This window comes from Sedimentitalea xiamensis, assembly GCF_030164465.1.
In the GTDB taxonomy this organism is placed as follows: Bacteria; Pseudomonadota; Alphaproteobacteria; order Rhodobacterales; family Rhodobacteraceae; genus Sedimentitalea; species Sedimentitalea xiamensis.
The window spans coordinates 1-23,948 of record NZ_JASNJE010000020.1; the positions used below are offsets into that span (position 1 = coordinate 1).

Below are 23,948 nucleotides of genomic sequence, written 5' to 3' on the forward strand. Positions count from 1 at the left end.
CGACACTCGCCGACATCGCCCTTCCGCAACAGGCGGCGGCATGATGGCGAAAGGCAGGGAAAGATGATCGAAACACTGTCCGTCCCAGAACGCCGCACCGGCACGATCCTGGCGATCTTGCCGCGGCGGGCTTCATGCGGGTTCGACCGGTCTGTTGCCGGTCCTTGACGCGCGCGCCACCGCCCTGACGGGCTGGTTGTCGATCAGCCGAACACCATCCAGCCAGGCGGCCACGAAGAGTCTCCCCGGACGGTCGGCCTGCGCGAGCGGCCCGAGATCGGGGTCGCTGCGCAGTTCGAGATAGTCGATCTCGGCAATCCCGGCCCCGACCAGATCACGGCGCGCGCGCCGCAGGACATCCGATGCGGTATCGCCACGCTCAAGGGCGGCGGCAGCCGCTGCGAGCGCCCGGCGGATCGCAGGTGCCGTCGCACGCGCCTCGGCATCCAGGCGCAGGTTCCGGGACGACATGGCCAGCCCGTCCTCTTCGCGCATCGTGGGGCAGGGGATGATTTCGGTGCCAAGATCCAGGTCAACGGCCAGGCGGCGGACGACCTGGAGTTGCTGAAAATCCTTCTCGCCAAAGAACGAGAAATCAGCCTCGGTCTGGATCAGCAGCTTGGTCACAACCGTCGCCACCCCGTCGAAATGGCCGGGGCGGGTATTGCCGCAGAGTCCTTCGCTCACACCCGTGACCGAGATCGTGGTGGCAAACCCGTCGGGATAGATCTCTTCCGGTTCCGGCACATAGAGCACGTCGATGCCAAACGGCAGGAGCTTCTGCGCGTCGCTGTCCTCGGTGCGCGGGTATTTCTCCAGATCCTCGGGGTTGTTGAACTGCCTCGGATTGACGAAGATGGTGACGATCACCCGATCCGCCCGGGCCTTCGCGGTTTCCACCAGGCTCAGATGGCCCTGATGCAGCGCGCCCATGGTCAGGACAACACCGATGGTCTCGCCCGATCGGCGCCAGTTTCCCGTCATGGCCCGCAGGTCGGATTTGCGGCGGATGATCTTCATGAGCCGGCCCCTTCGTCGTCGAACATGTGCTCGGCGGCCGGAAAGGTCCGGGCGCGCACTTCGGATGCATAAGCGGCGATGGCGGCCGATGCATCGGTGGCCAGATGCGCATAGCGTTTCACGAATTTCGGCTTAAACGCATCGAACAGCCCCAGCATGTCGTCGATCACCAGGATCTGGCCATCGCAGCCGGCAGAGGCCCCGATCCCGACCGTGGGAATGGCAATCTCGGCCGTGATCGCGTCGGCCAGCGCGGCGGGCACCTTCTCCAGCACCACGGAAAACGCCCCGGCCTCGGCCACCGCGCGGGCATCCGCGCGAATCCGCTCCGCATCGGCGCCGCGCCCCTGCACCCGGTAGCCGCCGATGGCATTCACCGCCTGCGGCGTCAGGCCGACATGCGCCATCACCGGGATACCGCGCGCGGTGAGAAAGCGGATCGTGTCGGCCACATGCGTCCCGCCCTCGAGCTTGACCGCGCCGGCGCCGGTTTCGGCCATAAGCCGTGCGGCGTTGCGGAAAGCCTGGGCCGGGCCTTCCTCGTAGCTGCCGAACGGCATGTCCACCACCACCAGCGCCCGTTCGGCCCCGCGGACCGTGGCCTGGCCATGCAGGATCATCATCTCCATCGTCACGCCGAGTGTCGAATGCAGCCCGTGCAGCACCATGCCAACGCTGTCGCCGACAAGGAGAAGGTCGCAATGCGTGTCAGCGATCTTGGCGACGGGCGTCGTATAGGCGGTCAGGCAGACCAGCGGTTCCGCGCCTTTCCTGGCCCGGATGTCGGTGGCGCTCAGGGCCTTCTGCGGTGCGGACTGGCTCATCTCGATCTCCCGGCTTACGCAAGGTCAATTCAGTAGGGGTTCGGGGTGGGTATCGCAAGTGCGGTGTTTCAGGGCCGTCTCCGAAATCCGCGTGCTCCCTGAGCATGTTCCGGGCCGGAGCGATTGCAACATCCCGGCCGTCGGGACCCCTGCGCCGCGCAGGTTGGCTGGAAACCTGACAATTGCCAATCATCATTCCAATAATGAGACTTATGTAAATATTGGCGGGGTGTATCCCCTCAAGATCAGGCAGACCTCGATAGTGAAGACGGAATACCTGGCCTGACCGCCGCGCCACTTCACGCTTGCACTTTCTTCAAACCAGACCGTCAGATCGCCACGGCCACGAAGTGCCTCGTTGCGCTCTGGCCTGTTGGCCACCCGAAACCTGGCCGCTGGAAGCTTGTTGCGGCCTCTGGCAAGGCGCTTTTGCGGCAGGACAGGCTACCTTCGGCATCAGCGCGCCTGCTTCCTGAATGAAATAGCGGCCCGTGCAACAGCGCGCCTGAAACCCGCCAGGCGGATCAGGGCAGGTTCTCGCGGAAATATATGTCGGCCTTGAGCGGATTGGGTCGCGATTCCGGTTGTGTCAGGTTGAGAATGGCACGATCGAGAAGCAGGTCGGGGTCTTGATCGAAAACCGCGTCCATGGTTCCATCGAGAAGGGCGCGGCGGGTATCTGCGGTCAGGCCGTGGCCGACAAAGACGATATCCTGCCGTTTCCGTTCGCGTAGCGCGCGGGTTATCCCGCCCGAGGATCCCCCGACATTGTAGATCCCCACCAGATCCGACTGCTGGTCGAGCAGGGCCAGGGTATGGCGATAGTTTTCCCCGGCGTCGTCATGGCCTTCGCGCAGGCCGACGAGGGTGAGCCTGGGGAACAACTCTTCGATCAGACTGAGGAAGCCCGCCTCCCGGTCGCTGTGGGCGCGGTATTTGCGGGAGCCGGCGACCAGCGCCACTGCGCCCTCGCTGCGGCCGGCGAGACGGCCCACGAGCAGACCCGCCGTTCGGCCTACCGCATGGTTGTCCAGCCCGACATGGGCCACGCCCGCGCGCTCGCCGAGGTTCGACACGATGGTGACGAGCCGGACGCCACGCGCCGCCACCTCCGCCGCCGCCGCCCGCACCTCGGGATGCTCGATGGCGAAAAAGGCGATTCCATCGGCCCAGTCGGCGCTCTTGCGCAGCGCCTCGGCCAGCGCCTCGGCGTTGAAGCTCTCGATGAAGAGGCAGCGCAGGAAAGGGTCGCTCGCCCCGGCAAGGCCGATCCGCGCCTTGACCCGCTCGCCCAGCAGACGGAGGTAGGGGTTGGTGCCGGCAGGCAGGAGGACGGTGATGTTCAGCGCGCGCTCCGCGCCGATATGCGCGGCTTCCTCCTCGCCGATGTAACCCAGGTCGCGGGCCACCTCGAGCACGCGGCGGCGGGTGCGGTCGGACACGCCCTTGCGTCGGTTGACCACGCGATCCACCGTGGCGAGCGAGACATTCGCCTGCGCCGCGATATCGGTGAGCAGAGGCTTCAGCCCACTTTCCGGCATACGGATGACCCCTCAAAAACCATCAACTCAAAGATCTGGACCAATCATGACCATAACTCATATCATTCGTCAAATGCCAAATTTTGAGGGGGAATGAGGGCAGAGGAGCCGTCCTTTATACCTCACAAAGTCTCACATATCTCGGGAGGAGACACATGACTGATTTCAACGGGTTCAACCGCCGCTCCGTGCTGGCCCTGGGCGGCGCCGCGCTGGCGGCACCGTTCATCACGCGCCCTGTTCTCGCGCAGACCAACCTGCGCTATGGCCACAACAACGAGGTCGCCTCGGTTGCCGGTGCGCAGGCCGACTGGTTCGCCGAAGCCCTCGGCCAGACCTCGGGCGGCGACATCGCGGTGCAGGTCTTTCCGAACAGCCAGTTGGGCAAGCTGCAGGAACTGGCCGAGGCCGTCTCGCTCGGCACCATTGCGTTCTCGCACAACACCGCCGGCGCGCTCGGATCGCTCTATCAGCCCTTCGCCGCGCTCGACACGCCCTATCTCTACCGCGACATCGACCACCTGATGGCGGTGACCGACGTGGAAAGCCCGGTGATGCAGGAATTGAACGAAGGCCTGATTGCCGCCGCCAACGTGCGGGTGATCTACGCCCACTACTTCGGCCGCCGCAACCTGACCTGCAACAAGGCAGTCATGGGCCCGGCAGACCTCGAAGGCGTAAAGATCCGCGCCGTGCCCTTCCCGATCTACACGACCGCCGTGGAAGGCATGGGCGCCGTCGCCGTGCCGGTCGACTGGTCCGAGGTGCCCACGGCGCTGGCGACCGGCGTGGTGCAGGGTCAGGAGAACCCGGTGAACGTGGTGCTGAACGTCAAGCTCTACGAGGTGCAGAGCCACCTCATGCTGACCGGCCACATGAGCAACGCCGAGGTTGTGGTGATGAACGAGGATGTCTGGCAAGGCATGACCGACGCCCAGAAGGACGCCGTGCGCGAGGCCGCCAGCCAGACCCGCGAAAAGGCCACCGGGGCGATTCTCGACAACGAGGAAAGCGAGACCCAACAGCTTCGCGATCTCGGCATGACCGTGATCGGCGAGGAAGACGGGCTGGACCTGGCAAGCTTCCGCGAGAACGTGTCGCAACTGGTCGAGGAACGCTTCGGTGCCGAATACGGCGACCTCTACGCCAAGATCGCGGCCATCTCGGCCTGATCGGCATGGACCGCGTCCGGCAGATACTGGCCCGCGTGGCAGGATGGGGGGTGGGGCTCGGCCTTTCCCTCCTCGCCCTCATGGCGGGTCTGGTGGTGCTTCAGGTCGCGGCGCGCAACTTCCTCGATATCGGCCTGCCCTGGGCCGATGAGATGGCCCGGTTTTCCTGCATCGGGTTGGTGTTTCTGTCGGTGCCGCTGCTCGCCGGGCGGCAATCGCTGGTGGCGGTGACGATGCTGCCAGATGCGCTCGGTCCCCGTGCCGGACGCTGGTTCCAGCTGCTGGCCGATATCGCCGCCTTCGCCTTTGCGGCGCTGCTGCTCTGGAGCTTCGCCGAGTTCCTGCCGCGCGCCGGCAAGTTCCTGACCCCCGCGATGCGGGTTCCCAACTGGGTCTATTACTCGCTCGCGCTCACCGGCTCGCTGTTCCTCGCCCTCGTGGCGCTGGACCGGATCGTCGCCACCCTGCGCGGCGCGGATCCCAGCGCGCCCTACGGCGAGACGGGCGAGGAAGAGGCCCTGAAAACCGCATGACCGCCCTCCTGCTGTCCATCTTCTTCGTCCTGCTGATCGCAGGCGCGCCGGTGGCGGTGTGCCTCGGGCTTTCGGCCGCCGTGGTGATCGTGAGCGAGGGCCTGCCCGTCTCGGTGCTGGCCCAACGCAGCCTGAACGCGCTCGACAGTTCGCCGCTGCTGGCTGTGCCGCTCTTCATCTTCGCCGCCGCGCTCTTGAATGCGACCGGCGTGACGACCCATCTCTTCGACCTCGTGCGCATGGTCCTGGGCCGGATCCGGGGCGCGGTGGCGCAGGTGTCGATCCTCGTTTCCCTGATCTTCTCCGGCGTATCGGGCGCGGCATTGGCCGACATCGGCGCTTTGGGAAAGATCCAGATCGACCAGATGACGCGCCAGGGCTACCGCCCCGAGTTCGCCGCCGGCCTCACGGTGGCCGCGGCCACCATCGGCCCGATCTTCCCGCCCTCGATCCCGATCATCATCTACGCCTCGGTCGCCAATGTCTCCGCCGTGCAGCTTCTGCTGGCCGGGATCGTCCCCGCCCTGCTGCTCACGGCCCTGCTGATGGTGCAGGTGGGCGTGCTGGCACGGGTAAAATCGCTCCCGCGCGACACCATTGCGGCCCGCCCCTCCGACGTGGCCCGCAAGGCGGCCATCTCCTTCCCTGCCCTTCTGGCCCCGGTGCTGCTGATCGGAGGGCTGATGTCTGGCTACTTCGGGCCGACCGAGGTGGCGGGCGTCACCGTGGCCTATGCGCTCTTCATCGGCGTGGTCATCTACCGCAGCCTCACCCTCCGCGGACTCGTCGAGGCGCTGAAGGAGACCACGACGTCGACCGCGAACATCCTCTTCGTCGTGGCCACCGCCGCCCTCTTCGCCTGGGTGCTGACGCTGGACCAGGTGCCGATGAAGGTTTCCGCCCTGCTGCTGGGCCTTACCGAGAACCCGCTGCTGCTGCTCTTGCTGGTCAACGTCCTGCTGTTGGTCGTCGGCATGGTGCTCGAAAGCATCGCCGCCATCCTGATCATCGCGCCCATCATCGCGCCCGCCCTGACGGCGGCGGGGGTGGACCCGTTGCAGCTGGGCATCGTCTTCGTGCTGAACCTGATGATCGGCCTGCTCACGCCGCCCGTCGGCATGAGCCTCTACATGATCACCATCATCACCAGGATGCCGGTGACCCGCGTGATCGCCGGGGTGATGCCCTTTTTCATCCCGCTGATCCTTTCGCTTCTGGTCGTGTCCGCCGTTCCGGCGCTGTCGACCTGGCTTCCCGAAACCCTGATGAAATGAGGCGCCCATGAGCAACCTTCTCGGCCCGATCCGCCAGCTTGGCATCGTCGTGGACGATATCGAGGCCGGCATGAAACACTGGTCGGAGGTCATGGGCGTGGGCCCGTGGTTCTACAACCCGCAGGTGCCGATCGTGGACTACACCTATGACGGGCAGAGCTACGAGCCGCACAATTCGGTGGCGCTGGCCAACTCGGGCGAGATGCAGGTGGAGCTGATCCAGACCCGCAACGATGTGCCGTCGATGTATCGCGACTTCATGCTGAAGGGCCTGCGCGGGCTGCAGCACGTCGCATTCTGGACGACGCAGTTCGACGATGACCTGACCATGATGGAAGCGCGCGGCTTCACGGTGAAGATGTCGGGAACCGTGGGCGAAAACGGGCGCTTCGTTTACTTCGCGCAAGAGCATCATCCGGGCACCTGCATCGAACTCTCCGAGGTGATGGGCCCCAAGGGCCGCATGTTCGACATGATCCGCGGGGCCGCCGTGGACTGGGACGGCGCCGACCCGGTGCGCCCCTTCCCCGATCTCGCCGCGATCTGATGGAACGCATCACCGCAGACTACCTGATCGAGACGCCGTTTCCGCTGGCCGATGTGGCGGCGACGATGGCGGGCGAGCAATCGTCCGGCACCTTCGTGCGCGTGGCGGGAGAGACCGACGAACTGCGTGCCCGGTCGGCGGCGGAGGTGCTGCGCGTCGAGGAACTGGGCGAGGTGGAAACGCCGTCGCTCGGCTCCGCCTACATTGCCCGAAAGGGGGCGCCAGGGCCGTTCCGCCGCGCAAGAGTGAGCATCGCGTTCCCGGTGGGCAACATTGGGAAGAACCTGCCGACGCTGGCCTCCACGGTCTCGGGCAACCTCTTCGATCTCGGCGAGGTGACGGGGCTGAAGCTGCTGAACGTCGAAGTGCCGCCGGAGTATCGCACCCGCTACCCGCTGCCCGCGCAGGGGATAGACGGAACCCGCGCCAGTCTCGGCGTGCAGGGGCGCCCGATATTCGGCACCATAATCAAGCCCAATGTCGGCATGACACCCGAGGCAATTGCCACGCTGGTGGCGGATCTCTGTGCCGCCGGGGTGGATTTCATCAAGGATGACGAAATCTGCGCCAACCCGGATGTCGCCCCGCTTTCCGCCCGTGTCCCTCTGGTGATGGAGGCGATCAAACGCGCCGAAGACCGTTCGGGCCGCCGCGTCATGATGGCCTTCAACATCACCGATGAGCTTGACGCCATGCGCCGCCATGCGGACCTCGTGGCCCGGCACGGCGGCACCTGCGTCATGGCCTCGCTCAACTGGTGCGGCCTTTCGGCGATGGAGACCCTGCGCGCCCACACACCGCTCGCCATTCACGGCCACCGCAACGGGTTCGGCGCCATGAGCCGCCATTCCGCGCTTGGCATGGCGTTCCCGGCCTATCAGGCGCTTTACAGGCTGTCCGGGGTCGATCACATGCATGTCCACGGCATCGGCGGCAAGTTCGTCGACAGCCCCGAAGAGGTGACGGAGGCAGCCCGCGCCTGCCTCTCCCCGCTCGCCGAGGGGTCGGATGATGCGGTGATGCCGGCCTTCTCGTCGGGTCAATGGGCCGGCACGCTGGCCTCCGCGCTGGAGGCGGCCGGATCGTCGGACCTGATGTTCATGTGCGGCGGCGGCATCCTCGCGCATCCCGACGGGCCGGCTTCCGGCATCGCCTCGCTGCACGATGCCTATGAGGCGTTTTCCTCAGGCGAAAGCCTCGCTGACGCCGCCAGAAAGCGCCCCGCCCTTGCCGCCGCACTCGAATTCTTCGGACGCCGGTGATGGGCGCGCGGATCGTCTTTCTGGGCGATGATTTCACCGGCGCTTCCGACAGCCTGGCCACCTATGCGAGGGGCGGCCGCGCCACCCGCCTGCTGACGGGAGAGGCCGCGCCGGAGGCTGGTCTCGACGTGCTGGGCATCGCGACAGACCTCCGTTCGCTGCCCCCGGACCGGGCCGGGAAGGTCGTGTCCGCGCTCTGGCCGACCATCGCCCGCGAGTCGCCCGAGGTCTTGCATCTCAAGGTCTGTTCCACCTTCGATTCCGCGCCGCATGTCGGATCGATCGGGGCGGTCGTCCGGCAGCTCACGACGCTGTTTCAGCCGGATGTGACGGCGGTGATCGGGGGCCAGCCGAGCCTGGGCCGGTACTGCGCTTTCGGGACGCTCTTCGCCCGTGGACCGGATGGGGCGGTCCACCGGATCGACCGGCATCCCGTGATGTCGCGTCATCCGGTCACCCCGATGCAGGAGGCCGACCTGGGCTTGCACCTTTCGCGGCAGGGCCTCGAACTGGCGAACCGGATCAACGCCCCCGAGCTGACCGATGCGGGAAGGGTCGCCGGCGCGCTGCGCGACGGCCCCGCATTGATCGACGTGATGTGCCCGGAACATCTCGCCCTCATCCGCGACGCCTTGCGCCGCGTGGGCGGCAGGCAATTGCTGATCGGCGCAAGTTCGGTCGCTGAAATCCTCGGCGCGGGGCAAGGCGGCGCCACGATCTCCGCGCCGCCGGCCCCGGAAGGCGCGCTGCTTGGCTTCGCCGGCTCACGCTCCACGATTACCGCGGCCCAGGTAAAGGCGGCGCGCCGCTACAGGCGGGTGCCGCTTACGCCCGACATGCTCGACGATCCTGCGACACCTGCCAGGCTCGCCGCTCGCCTTTCGTCCGATCAGCCGCTTCTCGTCCACCTCGATCCCGAGGCCGATTACCGCCGCGACCCCGATGCTCTCGCGGATGCCTGTGCCGACTTGGTCGAAGGGATCGTGACGAAAACCCCGCTCCGCGCTCTTGGCCTTGCCGGAGGTGACACTTCGAGCCGTATCGTCAAACGCCTCGACTTCACGGCGCTGGATTACCTCTCCGATATGGGCCAAGGCGCGTGCATCTGCTTTGGGCGCCACGCGGAAGAGACGCGCAATGGAATGCGCGTGATGCTCAAAGGCGGACAGATGGGTGCCGCCGATCTGTTCGACCGCTTCGCGGAACACATGTCACGTTGACGCGACAAACCGCGGGCTTGTCCGCCACATGGTCCATCGCCTCTTCTTCGGAAACATACTGCGCCGGCTTGCCGATGATCACGGCCCGTTTGGACCCGTCGCTTTCGAAGAATCGATAGAATTGAGCCCGCTGGCGCCCTGGTCCGGTCGGTGCCCGATCCCGAGAGGCAAACCTTATTCGGCGGCGTGTTTGTAGGTGCTCGCAAACTTCGTCAACGCGTCGTCCTCGCATGCCTCGATGGGAGTGAAGTCCTGATGCGCAATCCACTCCTTGCGCGTGGGCGTGCGGATGTAGTTCGATACGGCATTGAGGGTGAGGTAGACGATCTTGCGCGGGAAGGGCGTGATATTGCCTGCCGAGCCGTGCACCAGATTGCCGTGGAACATCAGCACGCCGCCCGGCTTGCCAGTGGGGACAACCAGCCCGCCTTCGTCCACCAGCCGGGTCACGGTATCGTTGTCCAAAGTCCAGAGCGGGTAGCTGGTGGTCGAGATGTCGTGGCCCGCTTGCAGCACGCCGTGCCTGTGGCTCCTGGGGATCAGCATCAGAGGTCCGTTGAAGGTGAAGACCTCGTCCAGGAAAACGGAAATGTTCATGGCGCGCGGTTCCGGCATGCCATCGTCGCGCGCCCATGTGCCGTAATCCTGATGCCATTGCCAGACATCCCCGGTAAAACTGGCTTTGGCGTTGATCTTGTACTGGTGCATGTAGACCTTTTCGCCGAACACCTGCTCCAGCGGCTCGATCAGGCGGGGATGGCGCCCCAGAATGCCAAAGGCCTCGTTATAGGTGTGCGCCGCAAAAGCCGTTCTCGGCGCGCCCGAGGTTTCGCGCCAGACCTCGGGGCGATCTTCATCGTAGATACGCTCGGCCTCGGCCTTCAGGACGGCTATCTCTTCCGATGAGAACGCCTCGGGCAGAAAAATCCAGCCTTCTTCCTCAAACTGCGTGATCTGGTCATCTGTCAGTTTCATGTCACGTTTCCTCCCTGGTTCGTTTGCGCCTGGCGCTCATGCATCTGGTCGATGCGGTTCCGGATCTCCTCACCGGCGCGCCGGGCATGGTCTTGCGAGCGGGCCTCGGCCAGATCCGCGTCCCCTGCGAGAACCGCGGCGGCGATGGCGGCGTGTTCTTCCCAGATGATGGCCCTGTGCCCCTCGTCATCCAGAACCGCCGCCATGGAGCGCATGAATTGCGGCCATTGTTCGGATACGGTGCGCGCAATTTCCGGGTTGCCGGACAGGTCGTGCAGGGCGCGGTGGAACGCGACATCCGCGTGGACCAGGTCAATCGTGTCCGCGTCCGGGCGCAGTGCAGCGCCCGCATCGAATGCTGCTTGCAAGGCGTCCAGTTCGGCGGGCACCGCACCGCCCGATGCCACGCGGACCGCTGCGAGCCGGGCTGCCAGGCCGTCCAGCACCTCGCGAACCTGATAGAGATGCCATATCTGCTGTGCGTCCAGTGGTGCGACGGCCAGCCCCTTGCGCCCATGCTGCACGACCAGTCCCTGATGTTTGAGAACTTGCATCGCATGGCTCACGGGCTGACGCGAAACGTCGAGGAGCTCCGCGACACGGTCCTGCGTCAGCCGCTCTCCCGGCGGCAAGCGGCCGACCGCGATCGCTTGAACCAGCTTGCCGTGAACGAGGTCTATGAGCGCGGGTTCCGATTTGAGCGGACCCAGCATCTCGGCCCCCTGGTTTTCCTTGTCCTGAAAGAGCCGTGTTGACATCGGAGCCGTGATTTCTGAATTTGGAATTCCGAATGCAGAATTTCAAATGGGGGCAAGCGTGTCAAGTGACGCGCAACCGGGGGGCATCGTATGTTTGTCTATCAAGAACTTCTGGCGCGCGCGGCGCAGGACAAACCGGTGCGTGTCGGATTGATCGGCGCCGGCAAGTTCGGATCCATGTTTCTGAGCCAGGTTCCGACGACACCGGCCCTGCGGGTTGCCGCCATCGCGGATCTGCGGCCGGACAACGCGCGCAGGGCCTGCGCCGACGTTGGCTGGAGCGCCGACCGGATCGATGACGTGGTCTTCACCGATGACGCCATGGCGATGATGGCCCGCGACGATGTGGATGTGATCGTCGAGGCCACGGGCAATCCGGTCGTCGGCCTGCTGCATGCGCGCGAGGCGATCCGGCAAGGCCGGCACATCGTCATGGTCAATGTCGAAGCCGATGTGTTGGCCGGGCCTCTTCTTGCGGAAGAAGCGCGCGCCGCCGGGGTCGTCTACTCCATGGCATATGGCGACCAGCCGGCCCTGACCTGTGAAATGGTTGAATGGGCGCGGGCGTGCGGGTTCACCGTTGTTGCGGCGGGCAAGGGCACGAAATACTTGCCGGATTACCACGCCTCGACCCCCGACACCGTTTGGGATCACTACGGGCTGACCACCGCGCAGGCCGCAGAGGCCGGGATGAACCCGCAGATGTTCAACAGCTTCCTTGATGGCACGAAGTCCGCGTTGGAAATGGCTGCGATTGCCAATGCGACGGGTCTCGCGCCTCCGGTTGACGGGCTGCTCTTTCCGCCGGCTGGCATGGACGATCTGGCGCATGTCCTGCGGCCCGCCGCAGATGGGGGGCAGCTTGCGGGCAAAGGCATGGTCGAAGTGGTCTCGTCGCTGGAACGGGACGGGCGGCCGGTGTTTCGCGATCTTCGCTGGGGCGTCTACGTGGTGATTGAAGCGCCCAATGACTATGCGGCGGCCTGTTTCAAGCAATACGGCATGAACACGGACGCCACCGGGCGATATTCCGCGATGTACAAGCCGTTCCACCTCATCGGGCTTGAGCTGAATGTCTCGATCCTGTCTGCCGCATTGCTCGGCAAACCGACCGGATCCACCTTGTCATTTGCGGGTGACGTGGTGGCCACGGCCAAGCGCAACCTGGCTGCCGGCGAGACGCTCGACGGTGAAGGCGGGTTTACGGTCTGGGGCAAGCTGCTGCCGGCCAGGTCGTCCCTCAGGCTGGGCGGGTTGCCGATCGGCCTTGCGCATGGTGTGAAACTGAAAAACGGCATTGCCGAGGGACAGCCGATCACATGGAGCGATGTCGGGATCGACGAAACCGCCGATGCCGTGAAGATCCGCCGCGAGATGGAGCACCGCTTCCAGCAAACGGTGGTTTGAAGTTAATCTCTTCACGACGCTTCTGTTCCGTATCGTGCCGATCCGGGCAACCGAAACGCCGCATTGGCGAAGCCGCGGCGCGGCACGAAGAACCGAAACCAACGGCATCCGTCGGTGGCTCCCGCCTGCAAGACGGCGATCGAAACCGTGAGAGTGGCCGCGAGCGGGAACGCCCGGCAGCTTCGCGCGGTGCCGGTTTCCGGTGAGCGCAAGTTCCATGACCGGTCGCACGGGCAAGGGTTTCAAGGCGCCATCGTCCCCGTCGTCCGACGCGCGCGCCAAGCGCCTGAACGTCAGAGGTGACCGCCATTCCAACACCGACGCCTGCCGGGGTTCAATTCGGTTTCCGGCCGGAAGTTTCCCGCCTGCCGGCTTGCGATCTGCGAAGCGTCGCGGAAGGCAGTTCGCCGTAACGACGGCGATACTCATGCGCGAATCGGCTGAGATGGGCTATGCCGCATTCCCCGGCGATTTCGGTGACGGTGGAAAATGGCCGCGCCAGAAACATTTCGCGGGCGGCTTCCAGACGCTGGGCGGCAAGAAATGCCCTGGGCGTGCAGCCGAGGATCTGTTTGAACGAGAGCTGCAGGTATCTGATGCTGGCTTCCGCCTCACGGGCAATGTCCGATATGGTAAGGGGAGCGCCGAGATTCTGGCACACAAACTCCTGCGCGCGCCGAACGACTTTCGCCGAACCTTCGATCCGTTCCGGGCACAACTTCACCGCATTGGTCGCCAACAGCAGTTGGACGAATGTTTCCACGATAAGCGCCTCCAACAGGCGGCGTTGTTGCTCCGAAGTCTCAAGCGAATAGTAGTCCAGATGCGCCGACGCATGTTCGGTCAGGGAGATCAGCGGACCATCGGGGCCTTTTGCGCCGGACTTTTCGATCAGCGTGAATTCCACCGGACCAATGCGCCGCTCGTTGCCTTGCAGGAGGAACTGGTCCAGCCGCTCCGTGGATATCGTCGTTGCGATGCCGCGCATGCGATGCGATGTCGTCTGCATCCGCAAGCTGACCGCGCCGGGCCCGACGATAACAGCCGCGCCGGAACAGGCGTCAAAGCTGTCCGTCCCATGGTCAATGCCCATCGTGCCGCGGGCCACCTTCTCATACCTGATGATTTCGCTGTCCGGCATCCGGAAGATGCAATTGGAGGCAAGGGCATCGGTGACGGAGACATGCCCATCCCCGAAAAGCCCGCCATTGGCGGCGAAATAACCTTCCTGCCGATCCGAAAAGCGAAGCGCCCGCAGCCCCTCCGTGTGACTGCCGTAGGCAGCCACAAGGCCGGAACGGACGATGTCCTCTTCGAGGTTGCGACCGTAGATTTCAATCATTTCCGAACTCTCCCGCACACAAGGGACATCCGAGGCATCCGAACCGCAGTCATCCGCACGCAGCACCAGTGACCGGGGATCCCGCAAATCCGCAGTGTAGCAACAGGTTAGCAGAGTGTTTCAACCATGTCGCCGCTTCAATGATCGGCGCCCGCATAACGGTTGTTGCCGCGGTTTGACCGTGGCGCGATGCGGAATTCGAACACATTTCGCCTTTTGGACAGCATCTCTTCGCTTTTCGGCTAGCCTGGCCTCCGGGAGTCTGACTAGAGTTGCTGCAAGATCCTGGCCCGTGGCAGCAGATCCCATGTTGTTGCTTCTGTTTCATTTGTCGGGCTGTTTTGCCCCGAACTGAATTGGGACGGTTCCCTGAATTGTTGGTCTGGAGCAGGCCAACCGCGTCGCGAGTCGGAGGAAGAAAGATTGAGACCGACAGTCCCGGTTGCCGCCGATTTCGCGAACGGACTTGCCGATGTTCGGTAATGCCTTGAAGTGCGGGGGCGCGACCAGGAACAGCGGAGCGCACGGCTGCGTCGCGTCCGGTGCCGAAGGCAACATCATCATGCGCAGGCATAATAGACAAAATGGTTGGGCCTGACGCTTGTCCCGGCACGATATCCCTAAGACTGAACATGGAGGACACAATGACCAGTCAAGCAAGAATCGGTAATCCGCGATCCCTTGGAGCCGCTATATGCGCAATGCTTCTGGCGGCCATGGCCTTGCTGACGCCGGGCCAGGCGGAGGCCCAGATGGGTCCGGACTACTGGAAGGTATCCGGCGTAGCGAGCGACGACTACCTCAACATCCGCTCCGGCCCCGGCACCGGGTATCGCGTCTTGGCGCGTGCCCCGAACGGCGCGGTGTTCCGGAATCTCGGCTGTCGCGGCACCGGCAATGATCGCTGGTGCCATCTTGAGACGCCGGATGGCACCGTGACCGGCTGGGCTGCTGGCCGCTTCCTGAGCGAATCGGGCGCCCCAGGCCATGGCAACATCTCGGGCAGCAACGATGTTCCCGAGCTGCATGTCCGCAGCAGCGGAGAGGTCGAGGTACGTTACGCCAGCGGCTGCACGGCGCTTTACAACCCCGCCGGACGACGGATCACGGCAGGCGCGTCCTGCTCCCGCGAACAGCTTTCGCGCGCCCATGACGCGGTCGAAGGCTATATGCGCGAACAGGCAGGTTCCGACAACCATTCGGGCAACACCGCCGCGATGGAAGTGAACCTTTCCGGCTCCGGCCTGATCACCAACGACCGCAGCATCGTCACCGGCAGCATCAGAGGCCACAAGGAGGGTCATTACGCCCTCCTGCTGATCGGCGCCGGTGCCAGCTGCACCGGCTCCATTGACCATGCGCCGGGCAGCGTCGGCAGCCAGACCAGCAGTATCCACTGCACCAACGGCGCGCATGGCTCGGCCATCCTCAACCAGAACGGCCTGCTGACCTTCAGCCTCACGAACGGCACCGCCGGTTTCGTGAAATTCTGACAGATCAGACCCGTTGCGGTCTGTCCCGCCGGCTTTTCCCTCGCCGGCGGGGCGGCCCAACAAGTGGACCGGAGGCCCGAGGAAACGACATGGCGAACTTTCCGACAGATGCGGAACGCTTCGGCTGGCTTGAAAGGGACCGCGACGACTTTCCGTATTACCACGGCGTTCCGGTCGAGATCACAACCGGCGGATGGTTGGTGGTGCTGGCTGGCGTTGCTCTTGGTTTCGCCGCCCTGATGATCGGCCCGGAATTCGTCCCCTCAGGAACGCCGCGTTTCCTGCTGGCGTTCCTGTTCGGGGCGATCCCGATCGCGGCGCTTGCGCTGGTTGCCGGATGGCACTGGACCGCGCTCTTCCGGCGGCTCAGGGCGGTCGATCCTCTGTGGATGATCGGTTTCGCGATCCTGAACGTGCTTGTCACCCTGGTCACCGGATTGCTCATCACGAATTTGACCGACGCGACCGCAAACTCGGCAATAGCGGACGCCGGTCAGATGGATGCGGGCCGCGCGCTGCATTTTTTCGCGTTGACCGGCATACAGCTGATCGGCGAGGAAGTGACCTCGATCCTGCCTTTCCTTGCCTTGCTGTATTGGTTCAGCGGACGCTTTGGAATGGGCCGCAGGACGGCGATCATTCTCGCCACTCTGGTCGTCGCTCTCCTGTTCTCGGTCGAGCATGGGTCGACCTATGACTGGAACCTTGTGCAGGTGCTGCTCGGGGTTGGGGTGGCACGGATCGTGCTGATCCTGCCCTATATCATGACCAAGAACCTCGCGGTCTCGGCGGGGGCGCATATCCTCAACGACTGGATGTTCTTCGGCCTGTCGATGTTGAGCGCCGCAGCCCCGGCAACGAGTTGAACCCGAACTTCGGGGAGGACGCAGCATGAGAAGACCTGCCTGGACGACCGGCGTCGCCATTTATCTGGGTTATGTCGCGCTGATCTTCACCGCCTGGGTCGTGATCGGGGTGGACTACCGGAAGCTCGTCGGCGCCGACGTCGTGTTCAAGAGTGTCGTTCTCCCGCTGACACTGGGCGCTCTCTTGCTGGTGCCCGCCGTCACCTGGCTCGGCTGGTGGCGGCCGGTCATGATCGAGGAGCGACGCGGCGGCCCCGCCTGGACGATGTGGGCGATACTGGCGGTCATGGCGGCCATGATCGTGACCGGTCTCGCCTCGACCGACTGGTCGGCGCTGGCGGTGGGTCATGTCGCGCTGATCGCGCTCGCCGGCGTGCTGGTCGGCTTCAACGAAGAGGCGCTGACCCGCGGCATCCTGATCGTGGGTTTCCGCGGCTCGATCCGGTCCGAAGTATGGGTCTGCATCTGGTCCGCCGCCCTGTTCGGGCTCTTGCACCTGATCAACGCGTTTTTCGGACTCGGGCTGGTCGGCGGGCTGCTGCAGGTCGTGATGGCCGGATGCGCGGGTCTCGGCTTTTACGTCTTGCGTCGGGTCTCGGGCGGATTGCTTCTGCCGATGGCGATGCACGGGCTGTGGGATTTCGCGAGCTTCACCCATCAGGCCTCCGGCAGCGAGCCCGCCGCGATTTCCCCCGTGTTCCAGTTCGGCACCTACCTCGTTTCGATCATCGCCGTCATTCTTGTCCTGCGCCACCACGCGAAGCCCCAGGCGGGGACGGCCCGTCTTGAAGGCGAAACGCCCTGACCTACCCGCCCAGGTCTTGATGAGCGAACCATTGGCCGAGAAATGATCGCCCGAGATCGACATGGCCGACCGGCGAACCGCGCGCCGCATCCGGTCCGCGCAGGATTGTCCCCAGATGGCCCGCCGATTGTCGGTCTTTCTGCTCCCTGGGCGGATATCTCGGAGCCGCACTTGCGCGACAGAGCGGAAGACGGCCTGTTCATGGCCGTCGTTTTCTTCATGAACGCGACCGGTTGATCTTTTTTCGATCAGATGAAACTTTCGGCGGAACTTCATCTGGGGGCGCGGTCGTGCACATTCTGAAATCACTCGGCCCGGCGGTCGCCCATGTTTCCGGCGCGGAGGCCATGCGCGCGGGACTTGGCGCCCTGATCGGATTGGGACTGACCGGCCTGTTTGTGCTGTCGCCCGCCGTCGACCTGGACCTGGGCCTCTATCTCGTCGCGCCCTTCGGCGCCTCCTCGGTCCTGCTGTTCGCCGTTCCGAACAGCCCTCTGGCGCAGCCGTGGTCGGCGATTGTCGGCAATACCGTCGCGGCCGTCGTCGGGGTCGCGGTCTGCCTTGTCGTGGCGGATCCGGCCTTGCGTATCGCGCTGGCCGTCGGGCTTGCGGTCACGGCGACCATCCTGTGCCGCGCGATCCATCCGCCTGCCGGAGCCGTGGCGATGACCGCGGCCATGTCTCCGGACGCGATCGCGCATCTGGGGTTCTGGTTCGCCCTGGCGCCCATTGCCGCCGGAACAGTCCTCCTGGTCCTGCTGGCGACCGTCTATGCCCGCCTCACGGGGCGCCACTATCCGTTCCGGCAGTTCGACGACCCGAGCGCGCACGGGACGGGAGATCGCAACCCGACCGAGCGTCTCGGGCTTTCGGAAGAGGAACTGACCGGCATTCTCGAACGCTATCGCCAGTCTTTCAACCTCGGCGTCGAAGATCTGGCGCGATTGATCGGGGCGGCCGAACTGCAGGCCGCAGCGCATTCCACCGGCCCGTTGGCCGCACGGGAAATCATGTCCCGCAATCTTGTGACCATCGGCCCACGGACGCCTCTGGGCGAGATCGCGGATCTGTTTCGGCAGCATCGGTTCACATCGCTGCCTGTCGTCGACGCAGATCAGTCGTTCCTGGGCGTGATCTTCCAGATGCACCTCATCGACCAGGCCCGCGCCGACGCCCTGCGCCTCGATCGCGGTTTTGGAGCCGCGTTCCGCCGCCTGCTGGATCGGGACCGGACAAGTCCGATGACCGCCGCCGACATCATGAGCGTTGCCGGGCCTCGCGCCACCGGCAACACCCCCATCGGCGCCTTGCTGCCAATGATGGCCGACGGCGATACTGATGCTGTGCCGGTCCTCGAATACGGCAAGATTGTCGGGATCGTCACGCGAACGGACCTCGTCGCGGCCCTGGCTCGGAGCGCTGCACGCGCCGGTTCTGCCTGACCGCGCGGCTATCGCCGCGCGTTGTTGACAATTTTTGTCAGTTTAATTATCCCACGCAAAAGCCAGCACAGAGTCAGCCATACGCAACAGCCAGCTCGGGCAACACGGAACAAGGGCCCCGAGGAGCGCATGCGGATGAAATCACCAGAACCCCCGTCGGGAATTTCAACTCCTGTGGCGGCGCGTTCCGCCGTTCCCGGCCAGGCGGGCTCCGGCCCGGAGCGACATTGTATGAGCCGTCCGATCACTTGTGCCCCGTATGGAGCCAAAGCAAGGCCGGACTACGCGCCGCTGCACCGCGCCGCGGGACTCCTGCTGATCGGCCTGGCGCTTTGCACAAGCGCCATGGCGCAGGACGCGCCCGCCCCGACGCTGCCTGCACCGGACGTTGCGACCACGCCGGCCGCACCTGATTCCGGTGGCGGAACCAACCCGCCTGCCGAAGCTCCGCCCCTGGCCGGGACGACCGCCGCCGCCGGACCGGGCGCCGTCCCGGAAACCGAACCGTCGATGACCGATCCCTATTTCCAAGCCCTGCGCAACCATGTGCCGGAAACGCTCCATGACGAAACCGAGATCATTCAGGCCGCCGCCGAATCCTCGGCCCGGTTCCTGCGCGACGGCGGTCCCGCGATCTGGGCGATCGCGGCGCTTTCGTTGATCACCGCGACGATCATCCTGTGGAAAATCTGGCGGCTGGCACTGGCCGGGGCCTGGTCCAAGGGTCATGCCCGCAAGGCCGTTGCCGCCTATGAATCCGGACGGATCGGCGACGCCGAACGGATCGTGGACCGACGCCGCGGTGTGCGGTCGAAAGTTGTGCGCAGTGCCATCGCCGCCCGGAACGAGAAACCCGACGATCTGGCGCGCGAGGACACGGCGCGGGTCGCCAGGAATGAACTTGCGGATGCCGCCGAAGGATTGCGGGCGCTGGAGCTTATTTCGACCATCGCGCCGCTGCTGGGTTTGCTCGGCACGGTCATGGGCATGATCGCCGCGTTCCAGGCGCTTCAGCAAAGCGGGGCGCGGGCCGATCCGGCCCTGTTGGCTGGCGGTATCTGGGAGGCGCTGCTGACCACCGCAGCCGGAATGGCGGTGGCGATTCCGGCCTCGGCCGCGCTGAGCTGGTTCGAATCGGTGATCGACCGGATTCGCCGGGACAGCGAAGATGCAGTGACGCGGATCTTCGTCGCGCCGCTTCCCGCGCCTTATGGCCGGAACGACGCGTTGCCGCCGGTTCCCGGTGAAACGGCGGCGGTTCTGGCTGCGGCGGCAGAGTAACCGTGTTTTCGCCCGCCATGCCCCGCAGGCGCAGAAAACCCAGCCTCACACCGATGATCGACGTGGTTTTCCTGCTGCTGGTGTTCTTCATGCTGGCTTCGCGGTTCGGGCTCGACCAGGTGCTGCCGCTGCCGATGGCCGGATCCGGCGGCGCCTATGACGGGCCGCCGCGCCTGATCGACATCGCGCCCGACGGACTGTTCGTGAACGGCGCCCCGACGGACGAAACCACCCTGAATGCGACGGTCGGGGCATTGATGCAGGCGCCTTCGGACATGCTCATCCTGCGAGGCAGGGATGGCGCGGATCTTCAGCGTATCATCGCGATCGCCGACCGGTTGCGCGCGGCCGGCTTCACCTCGCTTGTGCTGGTGGAATAGCCGGATGGATCTCGAACCCGGCACAAAGCGGCCGTCGCAGGAAAGCATCGTTCCGATGATCAACGTGGTGTTCCTGCTGCTGATCTTCTTTCTGATGACGTCGCAGATCGCACCCCCTGCCCCGGTCGAAGTGACCGCGCCGGCATCGGTCGACGGGGGCGATCCTGATGCCGAAACCCGGCTGTTTGTCGACGAAGGGGGCGTTCTGTATTTTCGAGACAGCCGCGGCAGCGCGGCCCTGGATCTGCTCCGGGCAGAACCTCCCGCATTCGGCAAGGTTCTGCTGACCGCGGACAAGGCTGTCGAGGCCGCGAAACTGGCGGCCCTGCTGCGCCAACTGGCCGCCGTGGGCGTTTCGGATGTCGAACTCGCGGTCAGCCTGGAATGAGAAAGCCAGTCGAAATCCTGCTGTTCGGAACGTTGGCGATCTGCCTGCACATCCTGCTGATGGCGGAGGGGCCGGATCGCGGCGCAGAGGCCGGCGGCGTCGGCGGCGCGGCGCTGGTTACTCTGGCCGGGGCGACGCCACAGATAGAAACCATGGTTGCCTCCTGGGTCCGCCCGCCCGCTGCCGCGCAGCAGATCGTGACCGAACAGCCGGAAATGCAGAATCCGAACGAAAGATCGCCAGTGACTTCGGTGCGGATCGAAGACGCGCCCAAAGCGTCGATCAAACTGGCGGCGATGCAACCGCCCGAGACCGAAACGCCGCGGCCGCCGGAGTTGTCGACCGCACCACCACCGTCACCGGCGGCCGAAGCGAAGCCTTCGGCGCAACCCGTCCCGAACCTCAGGCCCAGGGCGAAACCCGCCAAAAGACAACAGGAGGCATCCGCCGGGACCGCGCCGCAGAAATCCGCCGGATCCGGAGGGTCGGCCAACGCCGGCAACCGGGGATCGGCAGATACATCGATCCTGTCCGGGGGCCAGGAGGCCAGGCTGATCGCGGTCTGGGGGTCGCGGATCCGGTCCCATATCGAGCGCAAGAAGCGCTATCCGGCGGGGACGCGCGCCAAAGGGGACGTCACCCTGAAAATGAGCGTGGACCGCACCGGCCGTTTGCAGGCGGTTTCTGTGCGCCGGTCTTCGGGTGACGCGAAACTGGATGCGGCGGCGGTTGCCGCTGTCCAGCGGGCCGGACGCTTTCCATCCGCGCCAAAAGAGCTGCCCGGCTCGGTTTTCAGCTTTTCCCTGGCAATCAATTTCGACAGTTGACGGCGCCGCGGCCACCCGTAGCGTCAGGTGCCGGTCGCCGCCGATACCGATGCCATATCAAACGAAGAACCGTTTGCTGTTGCGGGCGATGTGCTCGACGAAAAGGCGCACCTTCGGGTCCTGAAGCTTCTTGTGCGGGTAGAGGCAGCCGAAAATCGTCGGCATCGGCGGCGTGTCGGGCAAAACTTCGACCAGACGGCCCTTTTCCAGATGCTCGCGGACATCAAAGCGCGGCTTGTTGACGATCCCTGCGCCCGCGAGCGCCCAGTCGGTCAGGACATCGCCATCGTCCGCGTCGAACTTGCCGCGGACTTCAAGCCTGCGCGGACCCATGTCGGTGCGCAGGGTCCAGAAATATTCCGGCGATCGGGGATAGCGCAGCAAAAGACAGTTGTGCCCGTCATTCATCAGGTCATCGGGCATCTCGGGCACGCCGAACTGCGACAGATAACCCGGCGCGGCGCAGAGCACGCGGTCGCAATCCGCGAATTTGCGCAGCTTCATCGTGGAATCGCCGGGGGCGCCGACGAAAAACGCGATGTCGAGCCCGTCGGCCAGGATATCGACCTTCCGGTCCGACAGCCGCATCCGAATCTCGGTTTCAGGATACCGGTCAGAAAAACCCGGCACCAGCGGCGCGACGATCCTGCGCCCGACCCCGAGCGGCGCGGTGATGCGAATCGCGCCTCTCGGCGTTTCGGAAAAGCTCGCCACGCGCGCCTCGGCATGGTCGAGCGCCAGCAGAACCGCCCTCGCCTCCTCGTAGAAAACCGTGCCCGCCTCGGTCGGCGTCATCGACCGCGTGGTCCGGTTGAACAGCCGCACGCCCAGATGTTTCTCCAGCTCTTTCAGCCGCTTGCTGGCCACCGCCGGGGTCAGCCGCAGGTCGCGCCCGCCCGAGGTAATGCTGCCCAGCTCCATCACCCTGACAAACACCCGCAGGCTCTCGATATAGGACATGCCCCCTCCCGTCGCGGAGAAGTCTGCGCCACCCCGCGCCCTTTTTCAACATTCTGTTGAAAGTATTTGCCGTTTACAGCAATTAACAGACTCTATAACCGGGTCTATCCTCTTCCCCATCGCTGGCTCATGCGCCGGAGGAGGGGGAGACCATCATGACGCACCGCACCGACATCCGCTTTGTTCTCAACGGCAGGGACATCTCAGTTCCCGATGTCGCGGCGGACCGGACCTTGCTCGACTTCCTGCGGCTCGACCGCCGCCTGACCGGCACCAAGGAAGGCTGCGCCGAGGGCGATTGCGGCGCCTGCACCGTGCTGGTCGGACGCCTCACCGGCACCGGGCTGCGCTACGAGCCGGTCAATGCCTGCATCCGATTCCTCGCATCCGTCGACGGCTGCCACGTGGTCACGGTCGAACACCTGTCCGGACCCGATGGCCGTCTGCACCCGGTGCAGCAGGCGATGGTCGAACATCACGGCAGCCAGTGCGGTTTCTGCACGCCGGGCTTCGTCATGTCGCTCTACGCGCTCTGGATGCAGGTCCCGGAACCCACCGTCACGCAGGTCGAAACCGCGCTGCAGGGCAATCTCTGCCGCTGCACCGGCTATGAACCGATCGTCCGCGCCGCCGTCGCGGTCAGCCGCTATGGCACCCCCGCTTCCGATCACCTGAATGCCGAACGCGACGCGATGACCGCGCGCCTGACCGCGCTCAAAGACGGCAAGCGCGTCGTCACCGGCCCCGAGGACAACCGCGCCATCCTGCCCGCCAGCGCCGACGATCTCGCGGATTGTCTGCTGGCCTACCCCGAGGCCACCATCGTCGCCGGGGCCACCGATGTCGGCCTCTGGGTCACCAAGTTCCTGCGCAGGATCGGCCCCGCGATTTTCACCGGCCATCTCGACGAGCTGAAGACCGTCACGCAACAGGGCGCATCCCTGCTGATCGGCGCCGGGGCCAGCTACAGCGATTGCCAGGACATCCTGTCCGAACACCTGCCGCATCTCGCCCCCTACTGGGATCGCATCGCCGGCTGGCAGGTGCGCAACATGGGCACGGTCGGCGGCAATATCGCCAACGGCTCGCCCATCGGCGACACCCCCCCGGTGCTGATCGCCCTGGGTGCCGAGATCACCCTGCGCCGCGGCGCCGAACGCCGCGCTCTTCCGTTGCAGGACTTCTTCATCGACTACGGCAAGCAGGACCGCGCCCCCGGCGAATTCGTCGAGAGCATCCGCGTGCCCCTGCCCGGCGCGGACGACCTGAACGCCGCCTACAAGATCTCCAAGCGCCGCGACGAAGACATCTCTTCCGTGGCCGCGGGCATCCGCATGACGGTGCGTGACGGTCGCATCAGCGGCGCGCGCATTGCCTTCGGCGGCATGGCCGCCACGCCGAAACGCGCCACTGCCGCCGAAACGGCGCTGAACGGCCAGCCCTGGGCGCGCGGCAGTTTCGAGGCGGCGGCGCGGGCGCTGGCGGGCGATTTCACCCCGCTGACCGACTGGCGCGCGTCCGCCGATTACCGGATGCGCGCCGCCCGGAACCTGCTGCGCCGCTTCTATCTCGAACATGACGCAGAGACCGACGCCCAAGTTCAACTGGCCATCGCTTGACACAAGGAGACG

The 23,948-nt window shown here is 65.2% G+C and carries 23 protein-coding genes; 16 read left to right on the forward strand and 7 right to left on the reverse strand.

Annotated elements, in window-relative coordinates; translation table 11 throughout:
* Positions 1 to 132: 132 nt before the first annotated feature.
* The 3 genes from panC to QO034_RS15160 all read right to left on the reverse strand — a co-directional run bounded on the left by panC (position 133) and on the right by QO034_RS15160 (position 3,385).
* The gene (gene panC / locus QO034_RS15150) at positions 133 to 1,020 is read right to left on the reverse strand and encodes a pantoate--beta-alanine ligase (RefSeq protein WP_284486372.1); all 888 of its coding nucleotides are present in this window, start codon (positions 1,018 to 1,020) and stop codon (positions 133 to 135) included.
* Complete coding sequence (gene panB, locus QO034_RS15155) at positions 1,017 to 1,844, reverse strand: 3-methyl-2-oxobutanoate hydroxymethyltransferase (RefSeq protein ID WP_284486373.1); 828 nt, start codon at positions 1,842 to 1,844, stop codon at positions 1,017 to 1,019. The genes panC and panB overlap by 4 nt, the downstream gene beginning before the upstream one ends.
* Positions 1,845 to 2,368: 524 nt before the next feature.
* On the reverse strand, positions 2,369 to 3,385 hold the full coding sequence (locus QO034_RS15160; RefSeq protein ID WP_284486374.1) for a LacI family DNA-binding transcriptional regulator: 1,017 nt from the start codon (positions 3,383 to 3,385) through the stop codon (positions 2,369 to 2,371).
* A 155-nt stretch (positions 3,386 to 3,540) separates the two neighbouring features.
* Here QO034_RS15160 and QO034_RS15165 point away from each other — a divergent pair, with 155 nt between their 5' ends.
* The 6 genes from QO034_RS15165 to QO034_RS15190 are packed head-to-tail and all read left to right on the forward strand — an operon-like array spanning position 3,541 to position 9,393.
* Complete coding sequence (locus QO034_RS15165) at positions 3,541 to 4,557, forward strand: TRAP transporter substrate-binding protein (RefSeq protein ID WP_284486375.1); 1,017 nt, start codon at positions 3,541 to 3,543, stop codon at positions 4,555 to 4,557.
* 5 nt (positions 4,558 to 4,562) lie between these two features.
* Positions 4,563 to 5,090 (forward strand): TRAP transporter small permease, encoded by a 528-nt coding sequence (locus QO034_RS15170; RefSeq protein WP_284486376.1) that lies wholly within the window; start codon positions 4,563 to 4,565, stop codon positions 5,088 to 5,090.
* A complete protein-coding gene (locus QO034_RS15175) occupies positions 5,087 to 6,364 on the forward strand; it encodes a TRAP transporter large permease (protein WP_284486377.1) in 1,278 nt (425 codons plus the stop codon). Before QO034_RS15170 ends, QO034_RS15175 begins: the two co-directional genes overlap by 4 nt.
* Before the next feature lie 7 nt (positions 6,365 to 6,371).
* Positions 6,372 to 6,911: a VOC family protein gene (locus QO034_RS15180; protein ID WP_284486378.1), complete on the forward strand. Its 540-nt coding sequence runs from the start codon at positions 6,372 to 6,374 to the stop codon at positions 6,909 to 6,911.
* Complete coding sequence (locus tag QO034_RS15185; protein WP_284486379.1) at positions 6,911 to 8,173, forward strand: ribulose-bisphosphate carboxylase large subunit family protein; 1,263 nt, start codon at positions 6,911 to 6,913, stop codon at positions 8,171 to 8,173. Before QO034_RS15180 ends, QO034_RS15185 begins: the two co-directional genes overlap by 1 nt.
* Complete coding sequence (locus QO034_RS15190; RefSeq protein ID WP_284486380.1) at positions 8,173 to 9,393, forward strand: four-carbon acid sugar kinase family protein; 1,221 nt, start codon at positions 8,173 to 8,175, stop codon at positions 9,391 to 9,393. The genes QO034_RS15185 and QO034_RS15190 overlap by 1 nt, the downstream gene beginning before the upstream one ends.
* A gap of 174 nt (positions 9,394 to 9,567) precedes the next feature.
* Here QO034_RS15190 and QO034_RS15195 read toward each other — a convergent pair whose 3' ends face one another.
* Both QO034_RS15195 and QO034_RS15200 read right to left on the reverse strand, forming a co-directional pair.
* Entirely contained in the window at positions 9,568 to 10,368 is an 801-nt protein-coding gene (locus QO034_RS15195) for a phytanoyl-CoA dioxygenase family protein (RefSeq protein ID WP_284486381.1), read from the reverse strand.
* The gene (locus tag QO034_RS15200; protein ID WP_284486382.1) at positions 10,365 to 11,126 is read right to left on the reverse strand and encodes a GntR family transcriptional regulator; all 762 of its coding nucleotides are present in this window, start codon (positions 11,124 to 11,126) and stop codon (positions 10,365 to 10,367) included. The genes QO034_RS15195 and QO034_RS15200 overlap by 4 nt, the downstream gene beginning before the upstream one ends.
* A 90-nt stretch (positions 11,127 to 11,216) precedes the next feature.
* Between QO034_RS15200 and QO034_RS15205 the strand changes: the two genes are divergently transcribed.
* Positions 11,217 to 12,533, forward strand: coding sequence for an NAD(P)H-dependent oxidoreductase (locus QO034_RS15205; protein ID WP_284486383.1), 1,317 nt, complete (start codon positions 11,217 to 11,219; stop codon positions 12,531 to 12,533).
* Between the two features lie 334 nt (positions 12,534 to 12,867).
* On the opposite strand, the gene QO034_RS15210 is transcribed toward QO034_RS15205, so the two are convergent.
* Positions 12,868 to 13,875 (reverse strand): helix-turn-helix transcriptional regulator, encoded by a 1,008-nt coding sequence (locus QO034_RS15210; protein ID WP_284486384.1) that lies wholly within the window; start codon positions 13,873 to 13,875, stop codon positions 12,868 to 12,870.
* Between the two features lie 752 nt (positions 13,876 to 14,627).
* On the opposite strand from QO034_RS15210, the gene QO034_RS15215 reads away from it, so the two are divergent.
* From QO034_RS15215 to QO034_RS15250, 8 genes are all read left to right on the forward strand, one after another.
* Positions 14,628 to 15,368: an SH3 domain-containing protein gene (locus tag QO034_RS15215; protein ID WP_284486385.1), complete on the forward strand. Its 741-nt coding sequence runs from the start codon at positions 14,628 to 14,630 to the stop codon at positions 15,366 to 15,368.
* Positions 15,369 to 15,457: 89 nt separating this feature from the next.
* Entirely contained in the window at positions 15,458 to 16,234 is a 777-nt protein-coding gene (locus tag QO034_RS15220; RefSeq protein WP_284486386.1) for a CPBP family glutamic-type intramembrane protease, read from the forward strand.
* 25 nt (positions 16,235 to 16,259) lie between these two features.
* Complete coding sequence (locus QO034_RS15225) at positions 16,260 to 17,039, forward strand: CPBP family intramembrane glutamic endopeptidase (RefSeq protein WP_284486387.1); 780 nt, start codon at positions 16,260 to 16,262, stop codon at positions 17,037 to 17,039.
* Between the two features lie 290 nt (positions 17,040 to 17,329).
* A complete protein-coding gene (locus tag QO034_RS15230) occupies positions 17,330 to 18,481 on the forward strand; it encodes an HPP family protein (RefSeq protein WP_407696773.1) in 1,152 nt (383 codons plus the stop codon).
* Between the two features lie 231 nt (positions 18,482 to 18,712).
* The gene (locus tag QO034_RS15235; protein WP_407696774.1) at positions 18,713 to 19,762 is read left to right on the forward strand and encodes a MotA/TolQ/ExbB proton channel family protein; all 1,050 of its coding nucleotides are present in this window, start codon (positions 18,713 to 18,715) and stop codon (positions 19,760 to 19,762) included.
* Positions 19,763 to 19,779: 17 nt separating this feature from the next.
* Positions 19,780 to 20,142: an ExbD/TolR family protein gene (locus QO034_RS15240; protein ID WP_284486452.1), complete on the forward strand. Its 363-nt coding sequence runs from the start codon at positions 19,780 to 19,782 to the stop codon at positions 20,140 to 20,142.
* Positions 20,143 to 20,146: 4 nt separating this feature from the next.
* Positions 20,147 to 20,530, forward strand: coding sequence for an ExbD/TolR family protein (locus tag QO034_RS15245; protein ID WP_284486388.1), 384 nt, complete (start codon positions 20,147 to 20,149; stop codon positions 20,528 to 20,530).
* Entirely contained in the window at positions 20,527 to 21,357 is an 831-nt protein-coding gene (locus QO034_RS15250; protein WP_284486389.1) for a TonB family protein, read from the forward strand. Before QO034_RS15245 ends, QO034_RS15250 begins: the two co-directional genes overlap by 4 nt.
* Positions 21,358 to 21,414: 57 nt before the next feature.
* Here the strand turns inward: QO034_RS15250 and QO034_RS15255 are convergent, their stop codons facing one another.
* Positions 21,415 to 22,317, reverse strand: a complete 903-nt coding sequence (locus QO034_RS15255; RefSeq protein ID WP_284486390.1) for a LysR family transcriptional regulator — start codon at positions 22,315 to 22,317, stop codon at positions 21,415 to 21,417.
* 155 nt (positions 22,318 to 22,472) lie between these two features.
* On the opposite strand from QO034_RS15255, the gene xdhA reads away from it, so the two are divergent.
* The gene (gene xdhA, locus QO034_RS15260) at positions 22,473 to 23,936 is read left to right on the forward strand and encodes a xanthine dehydrogenase small subunit (RefSeq protein ID WP_284486391.1); all 1,464 of its coding nucleotides are present in this window, start codon (positions 22,473 to 22,475) and stop codon (positions 23,934 to 23,936) included.
* The last annotated feature ends 12 nt before the right edge of the window (positions 23,937 to 23,948 follow it).